Genomic DNA, 15,306 nt, shown 5'->3' with positions numbered 1-15,306 from the left:
AGTTTGATGGGGCTCATGCCGACGCGGCTTGTTCGAGCTCCGCTTGCATTCGTGCAATGCGATCAGCGAGCGTCTCACTGCTGACTCGCTCTCTCAGCTTATCGACCAACAGTGGAAACGCCAGTGGCGTCACTCTCTCAGGCATTTCAATCACGATACGGCTGTCGGAAATTCGCTGCAGAGCGGATCGCATCCGGTTCGCTTCCAGTTGAAAATCCAAGACCTCCCTCCGGCTTTGCACCAACAGAAGGTTCTCTGGATCGTATTGCGTAAAAACGTCAAAGAACAAATTGCTGCTGGCTTGCAGATGGCTGGCTGTTTTTCGTTGTCCGGGGTAGCCGGGCTGAATCAGTCCAGCGACGCGAGCAATTTGACGAAACTGTCGCTTTGCCATTTCCGTCGAATTCATGCACTGCAAGATGTCGTCGATCAAGTCCTTGGTTCGCAACACGCCTCGGCTGATTGCAGTCGCAATGTCGATATCGTGCGGAGACTGGAGGACAAAACCGTGATCGTTGCAGGCCATCGAAAACGAGGTCGCTTTGAAGCGAGAAATTCGATAGGCCAATAACGCAGCGAGGCCTTCGTGAACGAGGCGACCTTCAAACGGGAAAACGAAGATCTGGTAACCGTCTCGAGTCTTGATTTTTTCAATCAACAGCTCGTCGGATTTGGGAATACTACTCCAGCGTTGTTGCAACTCCAGCAGTCCCCTCAGAGATTTCATCTCACGACCGATCAGCTTTCCTTCGGCGGCCTCAGAGATTTTTTCTCGCAGCGCGGCGCTCAATTCCGTCGATAGCGGCATCCGTCCGCCCATCCACCGCGGAACCGTATCTGGTTTTCCTTTGGCAAGTTTTACATATGCAACATTGTCTCGGATTCGGAGCATCGAGACGAGCCGACCTGCGAAAAGAAAGCGATCGCCAGCATTTAGTTTCGACAAGAAGCTTTCTTCGGCGGTGCCGAGCGTTTTTCCCTTTTGAAATTTGACCTGCATGGCGGCGTCGGAGACGATCGTTCCAATGTTCATTCGGTGATTGGTGATCATACGGCGGTCCGTCAGTTGGTAGCGACCGTCGACGATCTTCACGCAGTGGAAGTCAGGATACGCAGTCAACGAATTGCCGCCACGAACAACAAAATCCAACACCCATTGCCATTCTTGATCGGTTACCGTTTGATAGGCCACGGTGGTTCGAATCTCGTCCAGCAGCTCGCGAGACTCGAATCCACCACCGATGGCGACGGTGATTGCATGTTGAGCAAGCACATCGAGCGGTTGATTCAGCATCGGACGTGCTTCCAAATGTCCTGCTTTGATCGCATCCTGAGCCGCCGCCAGCTCGATCAACTCGATGGCATTGGTGGGCACGAACGCGAGCCGGCTGATGGCATCGGGTTGATGGCCGCTGCGGCCCGCACGTTGCAGCAATCTCGCCGCGCCTTTGGGGCTGCCGATCTGGACCACCAAGTCCACCGCGGTGAAATCCACACCGAGGTCCAGGCTGCTGGTGCAGACGACCGCACGCAGCGAGCCATTGCGCAGTCCGTCTTCCACCCAACGTCGTACAGACGTGTCAAGCGAACCATGGTGGATGGCAATCTGACCAGCCCACTCTGGACGTTGCTGCAAGATTTGTTGATACCAGATTTCCGTCTGCGAACGTGTGTTAGCAAAAACCAATGTGCTGTTGACACTCTCGATCAGCTCAGCGACTTGAGGAACCATTTTGGTGCCGATGTGCCCTGACCAAGGAAACCGATCCACACGTTTGGGAATCACAGATTCCAGTTTCAGTTTCTTCTTTGTGTAGCCACGGACGATCTGACTCTCAGTGGGAGGATTGAGACCGACGAGAGACTCCAGGGCTTGATCCAGATTGCCGAGTGTTGCAGAGACTCCCCAGGTGCGTAGCAGAGGATTGAGTCGTCGCAGCCGTGCGAGTGCCAGTTCGGTCTGGACGCCGCGTTTGGTTCCCAGCAGTTCATGCCATTCATCGACGACCACGGCCTCCAACCCCGACAGTTGACTCAGTAGTTTTTCGTGAGTCAACATCAGGGACAAACTCTCCGGCGTTGTGATCATCGCCGTCGGCAGCCGCTTCAACTGGCGAGCTTTCACGCTTGCCTTGCTGTCGCCCGTTCTCGATTCCAATCGCCATGGGATTTCCAACGCGTCCAAAGGTTGACGCAATGAGTTCTCCGTGTCTCCAGCAAGAGCACGTAGAGGTGTCACCCACAAGACCTTCAGCGGCGGCGGGTGTTTGGGGTTCCATTGGGAACGATCGGGGTTTTCACGAATCCATTTCAGCAGTGGGCCGATCCAAACGGCGAGTGTTTTGCCGGTGCCGGTTGCCGAATGAACCAAACCACTGTGACCGTTTTGATAAGCACGCCAGGCATCACGCTGAAAGCGAAATGGCTTACGCCCGGTGGATTCGAAGTATCGATCCACGATCTGAACAGGCGTCGGCGGTTTGGTTTCTGTAGGCATTCGCAATGGGATTCGCATTACGGGAGGAGCGCGAGGAGGTCTTGTAGCGTGTTGGCGTCGGCGGGCTTTTTGTCGTGTCTCCAGCGGGCGATACGGGGAAAACGCGTCGCGATTCCGCTTTTGTGTCGCGTTGATTTTTGTAACCCTTCAAAGGCAATCTCCATGACCAATTGGGGTGTCACGCTGCGGACGGGACCAAAGGACTCTTTTGTATTTTGGCGAATGAATCGATCGACTTGTTGGATCTCCTTGTCATCCAGTCCGCTGTAAGCTTTGGCCACCGGAACCAGCAGGTCGCCATCCCATAAGGCGAACGTGTAATCGGTATACAAACTCGCTCGTTTACCATGTCCTTTTTGTGCGTAGATCAGAACCGCGTCGATGCAGTACGGTGCGACCTTCCATTTCCACCACGTTCCGCGAACTCGCCCGACGTCGTAGACGGAATCCTTGCGTTTCAGCATCAGGCCTTCCGTGTTCATCTCACGGCTGGTCTCGCGTATCGCCGCCCAGTCGTCCCAGCTATCACCCTTGATCAACTGCGTGATCCTCAAGTGAGGATGTTCGATAGCTGACAGGAGGCTCTCCAATCGTGCTCGCCTCTCCAGCAGTGGCAACGCACGAGTGTTTTCACCGTTGTGCTCCAGCAAATCGAATGCGTGAAATACGACGGGGACTTCACTAAGCAGTTTCTTGCCGACCGTTTTTCGATTGATACGGCGCTGCAGTTGCGCGAACGGCAAGACTTCGCCATCCGGCAACGCCGCCAAGATCTCTCCGTCGAGAACGGTACCATCAGACAATGCTTCGGCCGCCGATTCGATCTCTGGCCAGCGATTTTCCATCAGTTCTTCGCCACGCGACCAAATGAAAGTTTGCTTGCTGCGGCGAATCAATTGTCCACGAATACCGTCCCATTTCCACTCAGCGAAATAGTCATGACAGCTACCCAGGGTCTGAGGACCTTGCTGAATATCGATGGGATGGGCCAAGCAAAACGGATACGGTTGGCTGGCGACGGTGTCTTGCACATCGGGGTCGACTAGTCGTTGGTAAAAATCAGGCGTTGGTTTCCAATTGCCCATCAATCGGTGAGAAACGACGTCCGCCGAGATGCCTGACTGTGCTGCGATCGCACGTGTCACCAATCGTTTGCTGACTCCGACGCGGAAGGCACCCGTGATGAGTTTCATCACCACCAAACGCATACGTGCCGGCGTTTGTTTCCAGATCAAAGTAACGGCTGCGCGTTGAGCGACTTCATCCAGCGAGCGCAGCGGCATCAAACGCTGTTCGATCCAATGCGTGAGTGATGCGTCGTCGTTTGTGTGTCCGGGAGGAACGACCAACGACAGTGTTTCTGCCAGATCGCCGACCGCGTGGTACGACTCGTCGAGCAGCCAGTCCGGTATGCCAGCTTCTTCGGCTGCCCAGATCCTGAGGAGTTTCGTTGGGACGAGCTGTCGCAACTTGTTTCCTGAAAGGAAATACGTTGCCCAAGCCGCATCGTCCGCCGGTGAGGCAGCGAAGTAGCGTTCTAGTGCGGCGACCTTTTCATTGGTCTTTGTCGTCGAGTCGATTGCGTCGTAGAGTTGTGTGAATCGAAGCATTGAAGTCTGGGATTCGAACGCGCCGTTCTTGGTGCAGAACGAACGGCGAGTTGAAGAGAGTCTGAAGATTAGAAAGAAATTCTGGCGAATCCGACTACGTGTCTTCTTCCGTGCGAAGATTCGAATCGATCACCTTGGCATCACGTCCGTTTTCCATGAGGTATCTCGCGACGGCGGCTGAGTATCCATGAGTCACCCAAACCGTTTCTGGGTCGCACTCCTGGATCGCAGCGAGTAGCGACGGCCAGTCCACATGGTCGCTCATCACAAACCCACGATCGACGCTGCGTCTGCGACGTGCGCCCCGCACCGCCATCCAACCACTTGCCATCGCCGTGCTGACGCGGCCAAACTTTCGCATCCAAGGAGTCCCGTGTGCGCTTGGTACTGCGACAACCATTGCACCTTTCCAGTCCTGTTTGCCGGCGATGGAGCCGACATGGGTGGTTTGAGGCATTGAAACACCGGTGTCGCGATAGGCTTGAGTGCCTTTTTCGACCGCGCCGTGGGTGTAGATCGGACCGATACTGGGATCGAGACATGCGAGCAAGCGTTGACTCTTGCCCACCGCGTATCCATACAGCACGCAACATTTCCCCGCATCGCGACTCTCACGCCACCACGCGTTGATCGAGTCTGTGATTTCTTGATCGGGCTGCCAGCGATAGACAGGTAATCCGAAGGTTGATTCCGTGACGAACAGATCGCATTTGACAGGCTGCCAGCTTTCGCAGGTCGGGTCCGCACCGAGTTTGTAGTCACCACTGATGACTGCGACGCGGCCGCGGTACTCCAATCGGACTTGCGCCGAGCCGAGCATGTGACCGGCAGGATGAAAGCTTACTCCAACGCCGTTGATGGTGACAGAACTTCCATACTCGAGAAACTCGAACTCGGCGTCATCGTTCATTCGCATCCTGAGCAAGTGTTCGCTGGGCTTGGCCGCCAGATAGCGACGGCATCCCCAGCGAGCGTGATCCGTGTGCGCGTGCGTGACCACGGCGCGATCGACCGGCATGCGTGGATCGACATAGAAGTCGCCTGCCGCGCAGTAGAGTCCACGCTTGGTTGTTTGCAGCAGTTCGTTCATCCGTCTATCAGCGTGGGACTGGCCGCAACTCTTGGGTCGATTGCGTGTGTGGCGAGGGGAATTCTGACGAATCCCATTACAAGGAGGATAGGTCGGCGACAAGTTGGTCTCGCATTTGAGCCTGACGGTGCTCATCGGGCATTCGCAGAATCGCTGCGGGATGCCAAGTGGCCATCGTCCGCTCGCACCAATCGGTTGCGATGAAGGTACCGCGGTCCTTGGAAATTCGGAAATCGCGTCCGAACAACGCTTGGGCCGGGGTCGAACCCAAGCAAACGAGACTATCCGGTTTGATCACGCTCAGTTCTGCTTCTAACCAAGGCCGACATGCATAGATTTCACGCGAGTTGGGCTTTTGGTGAATCCGCCTTTTGCCTCTCACGTCCGTTTGCGTTGTCTCCTGCTCCGTGAATTTAAAGTGTTTGACGATGTTCGTGATGTAAATCTGGCTACGGTCGATTCCGGCCTGCGAAAGGGCGTCGTTGAGCAATTGACCCGCCGGTCCCACAAACGGATGACCCTCGATGTCTTCGCGATCTCCCGGTTGTTCGCCTACCAACACAATGCGTGCGTTTGCAGGACCGTCCCCAAATACTGTTTGCGTCGCATGATGACAAAGATCACAGGCTCTGCATCTCTGTGCCGCATGACGTAGCGATTCCAAGTCAATCGTTTCGGGCATGTAGTTCGTGGCCGTCTCGGCAAACCCTTCGTACTTGTCAATCATCGTGGCGACACGAGCAGACGCTTGATGAAGCAAATCGGGGATCAAAGAGGCTTCTGGCAAAGTGGGCCAGTGACGAACCGGCATCTCACGTTTCATCATCGCGACTTTCACTCTGGCCGGGTTAAAGATGGAGGCATAGTAAGTCTTCCAGAGCTCTTCCAACGCGTCATCATCCGGTGCCTCACTCGCCGAAACCCCTGGCCCGTACCGCAGAGAATCTTGATCCCAGGTAACGGACTCGTCGGGGGTCAAGATCGACCAATTCATGCCCTTGAAACGGCGAGCGAAGAAGGGAGCGGTGAGATGCACGATGCGATGGTCGGGGCGGTGCCACGCGACGTAGTTTTCCGCTTCGCCAATCTGGCTTACCTTTCGAAATCGGACGAACGCTTTCATCTTGTGCACGTCACGAGAGACAGCCTTTTGCATTCGGTGCAGTATGTAGACGTCATCATCGGTGGTGATTTTCAAGAGGTCCGGTTCGCCATTTTTTAGACGCCAAAGGGTTCGATACAAGAGCGACCAACGCTTGGAGTCTCGATGGCAGGCGACTTCCTGAGCCAGTTCCAAGAAAGTCTTCGGAACGCTGAAGGGAGCAGCCTTAACATTCGGAGTGGCATCGGAATCGAACAACGTGGGTTGAACGGCATCATCTGTCCATTGGACGTCGCTGGGCGAAACATTGGCGACAAGTAACCTGCGAGCAGCGGTACGCCAAGCATCAAAAGAGTCAACGTTTTCAGAGTGCATGACGCTAGACTTCGCCGCTGAGAGCTGAGCTTGCAGTGTCGAACAACATCAGTTGTCGCGACTTGGGACTCGCTTTTGATTTCAAATCCGTTTTGTCCAGATTCTCGAGATTCGGGTTGGAGTCGGCGGTGATGACAAAGCACTTGGCTCGATTCCACGCCACTCTCAGCTTTCTTAGATCGCTGCTCCGCAAAGCCTTGTAGCGGCGGATGCTAAGGATTCGCCCCACGTTCCTAGCCCCAATTCCAGGAATCCGTAACAATTCTTCGCGAGAAGCTTTGTTGATGTCGACAGGAAAGAAGTGCCGGTTCGCCAACGCCCAAGCGAATTTGGGGTCCATGTCGAGCGAAAGATTCTGGTCCGAATCGGCAACGATCTCGTTGGCATCAAACCCGTAGAAACGCATCAACCAATCGGCTTGATACAAACGATGCTCACGAACGAGCGGAGGAGATTGCCCTGGTAGTCTGGCATCGGCATGGGGGATGGGACTGTAGGCGGAGTAGTAAACGCGACGAAGTTTTTGACCGATGTAGAGTTCCGAGGCGGTTTTAAGGATTTCCAAGTCGGGAGTTTCGGTCGCTCCAACGATCATTTGAGTGCTTTGTCCGGCCGGAGCAAAGCGAGGTGCCTTGAATCCCGCCTTTCGCTCTGATTTCGTCTCGTCGATCTTGCTCCGGATACCCTGCATCGCGTCGACAATTTGCGGCTTCTTCTTTTCGGGCGCCAGTCTCTGCAAATCGTGTTCGGTCGGCAGTTCGATGTTGACGCTCAATCGATCTGCCCAACGGCCTGCTTCTTCGATCAACGCCTGTGCCGCGTTGGGAATCGTCTTTAAGTGGATGTATCCGCCATAGTGTTCGTTTACTCGGAGTTGCTTGGCGACAGCAATGAGCTGTTCCATTGTGTAATCGGAGTTTTGGATGATTCCTGAACTCAGGAATAGACCTTCGATGTAATTTCGTTTGTAGAACTCCATCGTCAACGAAACCACCTCGTCAACCGTGAATCTGGCGCGAGGCGTGTCGCTGGAAATCCTGTTTACACAGTACTGGCAATCGTAGATGCAGTAGTTCGTTAACAAGATTTTCAACAGCGAGACACACCGGCCGTCGGGGGTGTAGCTATGGCAAATTCCCATGCCTTCGGTGCTGCCGATCTTACTGCCCGATCGGGTGGATTTTGATCCGCTACTGGCGCATGAAGCATCGTATTTTGCTGCGTCAGCCAAGATCGCAAGTTTTTCTTGAACGTTCATCTGTGACCGTGCGGTTCTCCACCATCAACCACGTCGTTACTTTCGTGACGGTCATCAAACCGTCAATGAATCTTTCTTGACCGTTCCGCGAAAGCGAGCGCAACAAGTAACGCGGATAATTGTGAACCTTGCCGTGGACACGTGAGGTCATTCGCTCACATGACCCTTTAACAAACCATGCCCATTGAAATTGGCTCAGCGGTCAATCTTGATGCCGATTCGGTGCAGCAAACTCGCGCAGCTCACGCCGGTTCGTCACGATCATTGAACCGGGCTGGGGGACTGGTCGCCTCGATGGCAACGAGAGATTCGATGATTCGGTATCGGTGAGTTGCACCTGCAGGGATGAGCCAAGAATCACCGCTGTAAATTTGCACTGTTCCGCCATCCAGATCGAGTTCGAACGCACCGCTGAGGACGTAACCAACGATCTCGTATTCTCGGCTCCGAGGCTCGCCAAAATCGCCGGCGGGTTCCTCCCAGCGGCGTAACGCGACGTGTTTTCCAGTGGTGAGATAGGTCTGCCCCATTTCACCAATGTTGGCGGCGTCCTTGGAGGTGATTTGCGGAATATCCATTTGAGTATCCTTTCGGGAGTCTTCGAGTTGAGATATTCCTCAATCACCGTGCAAACCTTGTGCCCACGAGATCAGCAGTTGCAACTGGTCTCGAACTCCTTGACCTGCTTCTCGGCTTCGTCTTTCGCGATGCCGTAGCGTTCTTGGACGCGGCCCACGAGTTCTTCACGTTTGCCGTCAACTTTATTCAGGTCATCATCGGTGAGGTCACCCCATTTTTGTTGCGCTTGACCCTTGACCTGCTTCCATTTTCCTTGAATTTGATCCCAATTCATTTCATTGCCTTTCGATAGGGGGGAATACTTTCTCGGGAGATGCGAGAGTCGGAAATGATTTCCCGTATATCACCCGGTGCAACGCATTGGTTGCTTCTACGAGAGACAGTTGTGCATTCCGCGTGCCAAGCTAGGGCTGATCCGCGTCCGCTTCGTCATCGAGCATGACGGGATCGAGCCTTTTCTCGGGAATGGACTTCGCGATCAGCGAGCACGCGATGGCCCACACCAGTCCTGCTGTCCAACCAGCCAGCACATCGGTCGGATAATGAACACCCATGTAGACGCGGCTAATACCGATCAAGCCGGTCAACAACACCGCGCAGGCCATGACATAGAATCGAACCCAGAAATGTTTCAGTACCGGCGCGACGATCGCCGCGAGTGTCAGATACACCACGGCAGACATCATCGAATGTCCACTCGGGAAGCTGCTGGAATAGATTTGTGAAAGATGGGGAACGACATCGGGACGGGGTCTGTCAAAAAATTGCTTTAACAGCATGCTGACGGTGATTCCACCGACCGTGGAGGCCACCAAAACCACCATGGTCCGGTAGGCACGGTGAATGGCAAGGAATCCCGTGGCAGCAATGATGAAGAGCGTCAACACCGCAACGCCGCCCAGTCCAGTGATGTCGCGTCCCATCTCCGCCATCCAAGTCGGCCCAATGGGGAGTGCCGCGTCATCCGCGGAACGAAACTGACGTACCGCCCAGCGGTCAAAACTCCCAGTGTCACCCTCAATGACTTCGTCGGCCAATTCAACAAAACCCCACGTTCCTGCGACGATGAGCAGAAGCCCGACGAGCACGATCGGCTCGCGAGAACGCAGGAAACGAACGATCGATACGACGGCGGCTGATGCTCTCTTCATGATCTCTCGAACGCTCCGCTGCAACTGTAAGTCTAAACCGTCTATGCTATGAGACCGTTCCAATTGGATCAAACCAGTTGATTCTAGCTGAGAGAACATTGCTGCAAGGTATTCAACTGATGAGACCGTGGTTGCTCGTGATATTCTTGTCCTCCGCATTGATCTGCAAAGCCGGCGATCCGGCGTCGGCGCTCAACCGCATTGTCGATCATCAACCCGATGCTCGCCCGTTCGTTCGGACAGATCTGGGATACATGGTGCCCTATCAACAGCGTGTTCCAGGGACGGACACGTCGATCCTGATGATCCCGGTACCCGGATCAACGGACGCAAATGGCGCAATGATTGAACCTTATTGGATGGGCAGGTACGAAATCACTGTCGAACAGTTTGCTCCGTACACCGAGCTTTACGAAACTGTCGGCAGGGATCGCGATGTGCGATGGGAGGAGCGACACAAGGGAGCAGGCGCTGTTGTGGTGAGTGTCGATGCCGTCACGGCGCCCACGGAGGTCTACGATCCCTCGTTTCGTTTCGAGTACTCCAGCAAGCCGGATTCTCCGGTTCCGTCCATGACGCAGTTCGCGGCTCGACAATACACCAAGTGGCTCAGCGCGGTGACGGGAGTCGACTACTGCTTGCCAACGCTGACGCAATGGCAAGATGCATGTCGTGGCGGCACCGAGACACCGTGGTCGTTCGATGACCGCGCGGCGATCGCGAGGAAATTCTGTGTGTACGCCGATCCATCGACGACAGGCATCACCCTTCGGGTCGGCCGGACACTGCCCAATCCCTACGGTTTGTGCGACATGCACGGCAGTTTGGCCGAGTGGGTGATCGACGACGTGTCCGGAAAGCAACACTATCAGACTCATCCGATGTGTGGCGGCAGTTTCCAAGATGATCTGAAAGACTGCCGCTGGGACTCGATCAAGCATTGCACGGCACGGTATTGGGCCGAAGATCCCAATCTGCCATTGAGCCCCTGGTGGTTGGCGTCCACCGATGCGGTTGAAGTCGGATTTCGTATCATCAGTCCGTTGCAGAAGATGACGGACGAGCAGAAACGAGAACGCTGGGAGTCGGACAGCGAGCAACTGACACGAGACCTGCAGCAACGCATGAAAGAAGGACGCGGGCGTTTCGTGCGTGTGACGAAGGATTGATGTCGTGGGTTGCCCGAGAAATCCGGCAGTGTTGAAATTCTGGCGAATGCTACGGCGAAGGTTCTTTATGAACTTCTTTGCCTGACCCTGCCCCGTGGGAGCAAGCCTGATGGTCGGCATAGGCGTGGAAACGGGCCTACAAAGAAACACACATCACGACGAAAACCGACTTCTCGAAAGAAATCTTCTTCAGACCAACCGAAAAAATCAGCGTCACGACACTCTACATGAACCATCGGTGTGCCCAGCCGACGCACGAGGCGGTAGTCAAGTTCAGCGAAGTCCGCACGGTTTCAGAGTTTCGGGACTTCCATGAAAAACTACGACGGCAAGCAGGCTACTTCGCCAAGACAAGAGCGATGGAACTGGCCGTCTACTTTGTGCGGGAGATCGAACGAAACAACCTGATCCATCTGCATCTGCTCATCAGGACCAGCACGGACGATCTGGCAGACGTGTTGGGGAAGATCGTGCAAAAGGCCAGCGGAAGCACGGCGGAACTGGCTCACTGTGAGAACATCCGGTCGGTGGCCGCCATCACCCGCTACAAGGTCAAAGACATGGCTGACGTGCAGGACGGGGAGCGGGAAGTTCTGTTGTTCAAGAAGGGGCTGGGTTGAATCTGTCGGGGCAGTTCGGCGGTTACTTTGTGAAGACCAAAGGTGGAGTTGTTGAAGGAATGTCGGCAGGAATGGTTTGGCGAAAGATACGTCGAGGAGTGGAGGCCGCCTGAGCCGCCCCAGCGGCGAAGGTGGCCTCCCAGCGAGGAACAGTTGGCCGCCGATGCAGAAAGGCGGCAGGATGAAGTCCAACAGGCAGATGAACCACAAACAGACAACCAACGGGAGCCGACGTCGTCGTGGCCGCTCGCACGTCACCACCGCCAGAGCGTGATGGCGTTGGCACTGCCCGTTATTAGCAGGGTCTGTGAGCCGACTTTTCCCCGTGGACCGCCCCGAAACCGTTCCCCCACAAACGCCAGCACTGGCAACCATTTAGAGGCGGTTGCAGGCATGGTGTTGGCATGATTCGAGGGGCTGGCCTAGTCCGTTTTTATGACCGACCGACGTAAATACAGGCATGAAGATAATGACGTTTCAAGAATGGCTGGCGATTCGGGAACGGTTGTGGCTGAACGACGACAAAGCCGTGGAAGGTCTGTCAGAGTTGCTACTGCTTTTCACGTCGTCGGCGACGAGCGGCCCCGACAACAGAGACACAGGCACCGATGCCGAACAGGGCAAGTGAGGAGGGTTCAGGGACAGCGTTGACGGGTGAAGTTGTGACTGTAGTACTAATCGTATCCGAGAACTGACCCTGAAAATTTGCCAAATACGCAGTAGTCGTGGTTCCCGAGGGAATGTCCGGCATCCGAAAGACTGGCCCAGAGTCTAGAACTGTCATCGAACCAACCCATCGCAGGGAATCACCAGCACTGAACGCTGGAAGGGATGACGTAGTAAGACCAAAAACCGAATCTAAGGGAGTGTATGTAAGCTCTGGTCCGCCTCGGTATTGCCAACCACCCCAATTGCCGACTGGATTTGCGGACCCGCCGTTTATACTCACGGTTTGGCTCGCTGACTGGACTTGCGAGCTACCAAAGAAACCGGGTCCGTCATTTGTGCTGTAAGTGTCATCAACAACAAGGAACAGATAGTTGGCACTAAAAGGTGTACCGGCAGTCATCTGGAATGTTTCATCCCAAGTGACTGTGATCTGACCAGAAACTGAGTCATCAAAAATCAGTCCCGCTTGCACCTGCCACGCCGAAGCGACCAGCACCGTCAAGCACGCCACTGCCAATTGAATCGTCCGCATCATATTGCTTCTCCTTGTTGTAGGTCTAGGAATCTGGCCCGCTCCGAATCCGGCAGCGTTCACTGCTACGCGGATACGATACTACTCGATGTGGGGGGGGCAATGAGCAAGATCGGAAAATCCGAAAGATTTTCTCGCCTAGCAAAAGCGATCCGACAGGACCGAGTAATGTAAAGTCTCAGTTTTTGTGGACAAAAACCCCAGCTCACTCACGTTCTTGTCCTCTTTGAAAGCTTGCAGATCGTCGAGTGTCGTGTGTAGACCACTCTCGACGTCGGCCACATTCGCTATCCCCATGCCGTCGTTCAGTGAATCAGGGGATTAGCCCCGAGGCCACGCATGAGCCAGACCATCGCCGTTTCCCTGCGGGTGTCCAGCAAGTCGCAGGACGTGGCCAGTCAAGAGCCGGAACTGCGGCGATGGGCGGCTCAGCAGGAAGGAGAGGTTCGCTGGTATCGGGATCGCTTCACCGGCAAGACAATGGAGCGACCCGCCTTCACCCGGCTGTTGCGGCATGTTCGATCCGGCGAGGTTCAGCAGATCGCCGTGTGACGGCTGGATCGGCTGGGGCGAACCGCCAAGGGACTGACCGCCCTGTTCGATGAACTGACGGAATTGAATGTGCGACTGGTCAGCCTGCGTGATGGGCTGGACCTGGGCTGTTCAAAATCTGGGGTTGATTTGATGTTTCGGCATTGGTCTTTGAGCCATTTCTTGTCCACTGTCACATCCCCCAAGGAACTGAGGGGAGGTCGAGCAGAGCCCTTCAGGCGAATGCGACGTAGGGGGCCTGTCTTCGCAAGTCAATGATTGGGAATGGCAAAACGCTTGGCGGGGCACGCTATCGACTTGGAAAGTCGAGCGACGATTGTCGTTCGACTTTCCAAGTCGAAAACGAACACCACCATCCGCCCAAACACAAGCCATACGCCTTGTGCCGTGCTTCGCAACGGTTACCTCCCAGCTGCGCCCGAGGGACGTGACAGAAACTTACGGAGCGCCGCAGTGCCACAACCCCAGATTTTGAACAGCCCAGGGGGAAGTCGTCCGTCAGTTGATCGACAAAATGATCTGCCGATTCAATGATGACAGCCGGGAACTGATTGACGTGCAGATCATCCCGAAAACCGGCCAGCGGTGGAGTTCACAACGAAACTACGGCACGGCGAAGGTTTGAAAGGGGAGGGAATTCTGGCGAATCCCATTACGGGGGAATCACTTCAGCCGTTTTCGCTTTTGATTGATCAACGGGTCGGACTCATCCGTGACGGCGGTATGTTTGGCAAGATCGTCGGCAAGTTTTTGATGGACATCCGACAGTGAATCGGGCACTCCCGCTGCGATCAAGTCCTTTGTTTCCAGCATGTCGTTGATTGTGTCGTACATGCGACCGTCTCGGTACAGCTTGTAGCGTTGGTCTCGCGTGTGTTCCGATGCTTCTTCGCGATTGCCATCGCGATGGTACCAACAATAGATGCTGGATTTTGATCGCGGCTGGCCGGTGAACGCGGGAACCAAGCTGACGCCGTCGAGGATTTGACCTTTGGATGTTTTTGCCCCTGCGGCATCCAACAGCGTGGGGTACACGTCGGTGAAATCCACCAATTCATCCGAGATCGACGCGGGCTCGATCGTGCCTGGCCAGCGGGCGATGAATCCGACATGCGTTCCGTTGTCTTTGGTTGACCCTTTGCCACCTTTGTAGTCACGCCCCATGTACTGCGAAGTCACGCCGGTGTAGGTCCCGTTATCACCCGTCCACATCACGAGCGTGTTGTCGCCCAGTCCCAGTTCATCGAGATGGTTGATGACTTTGCCCACCATCTTGTCGGTGTGCCGCACCATGGCGTCCCAATACTTTTGGTCTTTGTAACCGCCCGGTTCTTTCTCTTTATCGCGCCACATGGTCGGATCCCAGTCGGGATGGTCCGGTGTGGGGACGAAGGGCCAGTGGGGAGCGATCATCGGGTAGTAAACGAAGAACGTTTCGTCTTTGTTCTCCGTGATGAAGTCATTGATGTAATCGGTCACGACATCAGGGCCGAACTCACCGTTCTTGAAATCCCGTTCAACGCCATCGATCTCCAAACCAGGATTCGGGTACCGACTTGGGCGCCGCGTCAACTGCCACAAGCAGTAGCGGTCGAATCCAAATTTAACGGGTCCCTCGAAACCTCCCTGAAGCTGCCATTTGCCGGCGATGCACGTCTTGTATCCCGCGTCACGGAGTGAGTTACCAAAGGTGATGGCAGCGGGATCCAGAAGTCCGAAGCGGATGTAGTTGCGATTGTTGTATTGCCCGGTCATCAGTTGCACTCGTGAAGGAGTACAAATGGGCTGGGAGTGTGCGTGGCGAAATCGCATCCCCTGGGACGCCAATCGATCCAGATGGGGAGTCTGGTATTGCTTGCTGCCGTAGCACGACAGACATTCTATCCCGATGTCGTCCGCCATGATCATGACCAAGTTCGGACGGCTGTCTTGGGCGTTGGCCGGGTTCACGGCAAGCGAAAGGGCAACGGTGAATACCAGGGAGAAAATCAGTCGATGCATGTCATTTCGGCCTGAGGTGGGAGAGCCATCGCGGATTCAGTCGAGCAACACCAGATTCTACACGTTCTGAAATGGCTGGTTGAACGAGATGGGGCCGAATT

The 15,306-nt window shown here is 55.1% G+C and carries 14 protein-coding genes; 4 read left to right on the top strand and 10 right to left on the bottom strand.

The window, feature by feature from the left end; translation table 11 throughout:
• Nucleotides 1–13: 13 nt before the first annotated feature.
• The 8 genes from Pla52nx_RS20480 to Pla52nx_RS20445 all read right to left on the bottom strand — a co-directional run bounded on the left by Pla52nx_RS20480 (nucleotide 14) and on the right by Pla52nx_RS20445 (nucleotide 9,662).
• Nucleotides 14–2,497 carry a ligase-associated DNA damage response DEXH box helicase gene (locus tag Pla52nx_RS20480; protein WP_146520899.1) on the bottom strand — a complete coding sequence of 828 codons (2,484 nt, stop codon included), beginning with the start codon at nucleotides 2,495–2,497 and terminating at the stop codon, nucleotides 14–16.
• A 17-nt stretch (nucleotides 2,498–2,514) separates the two neighbouring features.
• Nucleotides 2,515–4,107, bottom strand: a complete 1,593-nt coding sequence (locus tag Pla52nx_RS20475; RefSeq protein ID WP_146520900.1) for an ATP-dependent DNA ligase — start codon at nucleotides 4,105–4,107, stop codon at nucleotides 2,515–2,517.
• Between the two features lie 94 nt (nucleotides 4,108–4,201).
• The gene (locus tag Pla52nx_RS20470) at nucleotides 4,202–5,197 is read right to left on the bottom strand and encodes a ligase-associated DNA damage response exonuclease (protein ID WP_146520901.1); all 996 of its coding nucleotides are present in this window, start codon (nucleotides 5,195–5,197) and stop codon (nucleotides 4,202–4,204) included.
• Nucleotides 5,198–5,273: 76 nt separating this feature from the next.
• Nucleotides 5,274–6,674 carry a UdgX family uracil-DNA binding protein gene (locus Pla52nx_RS20465; RefSeq protein WP_146520902.1) on the bottom strand — a complete coding sequence of 467 codons (1,401 nt, stop codon included), beginning with the start codon at nucleotides 6,672–6,674 and terminating at the stop codon, nucleotides 5,274–5,276.
• 4 nt (nucleotides 6,675–6,678) lie between these two features.
• Nucleotides 6,679–7,932 (bottom strand): putative DNA modification/repair radical SAM protein, encoded by a 1,254-nt coding sequence (locus tag Pla52nx_RS20460; protein ID WP_146520903.1) that lies wholly within the window; start codon nucleotides 7,930–7,932, stop codon nucleotides 6,679–6,681.
• 242 nt (nucleotides 7,933–8,174) lie between these two features.
• The gene (locus tag Pla52nx_RS20455) at nucleotides 8,175–8,510 is read right to left on the bottom strand and encodes a cupin domain-containing protein (protein WP_146520904.1); all 336 of its coding nucleotides are present in this window, start codon (nucleotides 8,508–8,510) and stop codon (nucleotides 8,175–8,177) included.
• Between the two features lie 71 nt (nucleotides 8,511–8,581).
• Nucleotides 8,582–8,785 carry a CsbD family protein gene (locus Pla52nx_RS20450; protein ID WP_146520905.1) on the bottom strand — a complete coding sequence of 68 codons (204 nt, stop codon included), beginning with the start codon at nucleotides 8,783–8,785 and terminating at the stop codon, nucleotides 8,582–8,584.
• Nucleotides 8,786–8,915: 130 nt separating this feature from the next.
• The gene (locus tag Pla52nx_RS20445; protein WP_146520906.1) at nucleotides 8,916–9,662 is read right to left on the bottom strand and encodes a phosphatase PAP2 family protein; all 747 of its coding nucleotides are present in this window, start codon (nucleotides 9,660–9,662) and stop codon (nucleotides 8,916–8,918) included.
• A 119-nt stretch (nucleotides 9,663–9,781) separates the two neighbouring features.
• Between Pla52nx_RS20445 and Pla52nx_RS20440 the strand changes: the two genes are divergently transcribed.
• The 3 genes from Pla52nx_RS20440 (at nucleotide 9,782) to Pla52nx_RS20430 (ending at nucleotide 12,079) form a co-directional block, all read left to right on the top strand.
• Entirely contained in the window at nucleotides 9,782–10,831 is a 1,050-nt protein-coding gene (locus tag Pla52nx_RS20440; RefSeq protein ID WP_146520907.1) for a formylglycine-generating enzyme family protein, read from the top strand.
• A 227-nt stretch (nucleotides 10,832–11,058) separates the two neighbouring features.
• Nucleotides 11,059–11,451 carry a hypothetical protein gene (locus Pla52nx_RS20435; protein ID WP_146520908.1) on the top strand — a complete coding sequence of 131 codons (393 nt, stop codon included), beginning with the start codon at nucleotides 11,059–11,061 and terminating at the stop codon, nucleotides 11,449–11,451.
• Between the two features lie 469 nt (nucleotides 11,452–11,920).
• Nucleotides 11,921–12,079, top strand: a complete 159-nt coding sequence (locus Pla52nx_RS20430; protein ID WP_197454769.1) for a hypothetical protein — start codon at nucleotides 11,921–11,923, stop codon at nucleotides 12,077–12,079.
• On the opposite strand, the gene Pla52nx_RS33000 is transcribed toward Pla52nx_RS20430, so the two are convergent.
• Nucleotides 12,002–12,202: a PEP-CTERM sorting domain-containing protein gene (locus Pla52nx_RS33000; RefSeq protein WP_425289854.1), complete on the bottom strand. Its 201-nt coding sequence runs from the start codon at nucleotides 12,200–12,202 to the stop codon at nucleotides 12,002–12,004. The two genes, Pla52nx_RS20430 and Pla52nx_RS33000, sit on opposite strands and share 78 nt — an antisense overlap.
• Nucleotides 12,203–12,991: 789 nt before the next feature.
• Between Pla52nx_RS33000 and Pla52nx_RS20425 the strand changes: the two genes are divergently transcribed.
• Nucleotides 12,992–13,204 (top strand): recombinase family protein, encoded by a 213-nt coding sequence (locus Pla52nx_RS20425; protein ID WP_146520910.1) that lies wholly within the window; start codon nucleotides 12,992–12,994, stop codon nucleotides 13,202–13,204.
• A 663-nt stretch (nucleotides 13,205–13,867) separates the two neighbouring features.
• Here Pla52nx_RS20425 and Pla52nx_RS20420 read toward each other — a convergent pair.
• Nucleotides 13,868–15,205, bottom strand: coding sequence for a sulfatase-like hydrolase/transferase (locus Pla52nx_RS20420; protein WP_146520911.1), 1,338 nt, complete (start codon nucleotides 15,203–15,205; stop codon nucleotides 13,868–13,870).
• Nucleotides 15,206–15,306 lie beyond the last annotated feature (101 nt).

Origin of the sequence: Stieleria varia, from assembly GCF_038443385.1 — a bacterium.
Classification (GTDB): Bacteria; Planctomycetota; Planctomycetia; order Pirellulales; family Pirellulaceae; genus Stieleria; species Stieleria varia.
The sequence above is the reverse complement of the archived record's forward strand: the minus strand, read 5'-3'. Positions and strand labels throughout refer to the sequence as shown.

Bases quoted from the DNA above. Each gene is read 5' to 3' on its own strand.
- Pla52nx_RS20480 (WP_146520899.1), bottom strand. From the start codon at position 2,497: ATGCCTACAGAAACCAAACCGCCGACGCCTGTTCAGATCGTGGATCGA.
- Pla52nx_RS20475 (WP_146520900.1), bottom strand. From the start codon at position 4,107: ATGCTTCGATTCACACAACTCTACGACGCAATCGACTCGACGACAAAG.
- Pla52nx_RS20470 (WP_146520901.1), bottom strand. From the start codon at position 5,197: ATGAACGAACTGCTGCAAACAACCAAGCGTGGACTCTACTGCGCGGCA.
- Pla52nx_RS20465 (WP_146520902.1), bottom strand. From the start codon at position 6,674: ATGCACTCTGAAAACGTTGACTCTTTTGATGCTTGGCGTACCGCTGCT.
- Pla52nx_RS20460 (WP_146520903.1), bottom strand. From the start codon at position 7,932: ATGAACGTTCAAGAAAAACTTGCGATCTTGGCTGACGCAGCAAAATAC.
- Pla52nx_RS20455 (WP_146520904.1), bottom strand. From the start codon at position 8,510: ATGGATATTCCGCAAATCACCTCCAAGGACGCCGCCAACATTGGTGAA.
- Pla52nx_RS20450 (WP_146520905.1), bottom strand. From the start codon at position 8,785: ATGAATTGGGATCAAATTCAAGGAAAATGGAAGCAGGTCAAGGGTCAA.
- Pla52nx_RS20445 (WP_146520906.1), bottom strand. From the start codon at position 9,662: ATGAAGAGAGCATCAGCCGCCGTCGTATCGATCGTTCGTTTCCTGCGT.
- Pla52nx_RS20440 (WP_146520907.1), top strand. From the start codon at position 9,782: ATGAGACCGTGGTTGCTCGTGATATTCTTGTCCTCCGCATTGATCTGC.
- Pla52nx_RS20435 (WP_146520908.1), top strand. From the start codon at position 11,059: ATGAACCATCGGTGTGCCCAGCCGACGCACGAGGCGGTAGTCAAGTTC.
- Pla52nx_RS20430 (WP_197454769.1), top strand. From the start codon at position 11,921: ATGACGTTTCAAGAATGGCTGGCGATTCGGGAACGGTTGTGGCTGAAC.
- Pla52nx_RS33000 (WP_425289854.1), bottom strand. From the start codon at position 12,202: ATGCCGGACATTCCCTCGGGAACCACGACTACTGCGTATTTGGCAAAT.
- Pla52nx_RS20425 (WP_146520910.1), top strand. From the start codon at position 12,992: ATGAGCCAGACCATCGCCGTTTCCCTGCGGGTGTCCAGCAAGTCGCAG.
- Pla52nx_RS20420 (WP_146520911.1), bottom strand. From the start codon at position 15,205: ATGCATCGACTGATTTTCTCCCTGGTATTCACCGTTGCCCTTTCGCTT.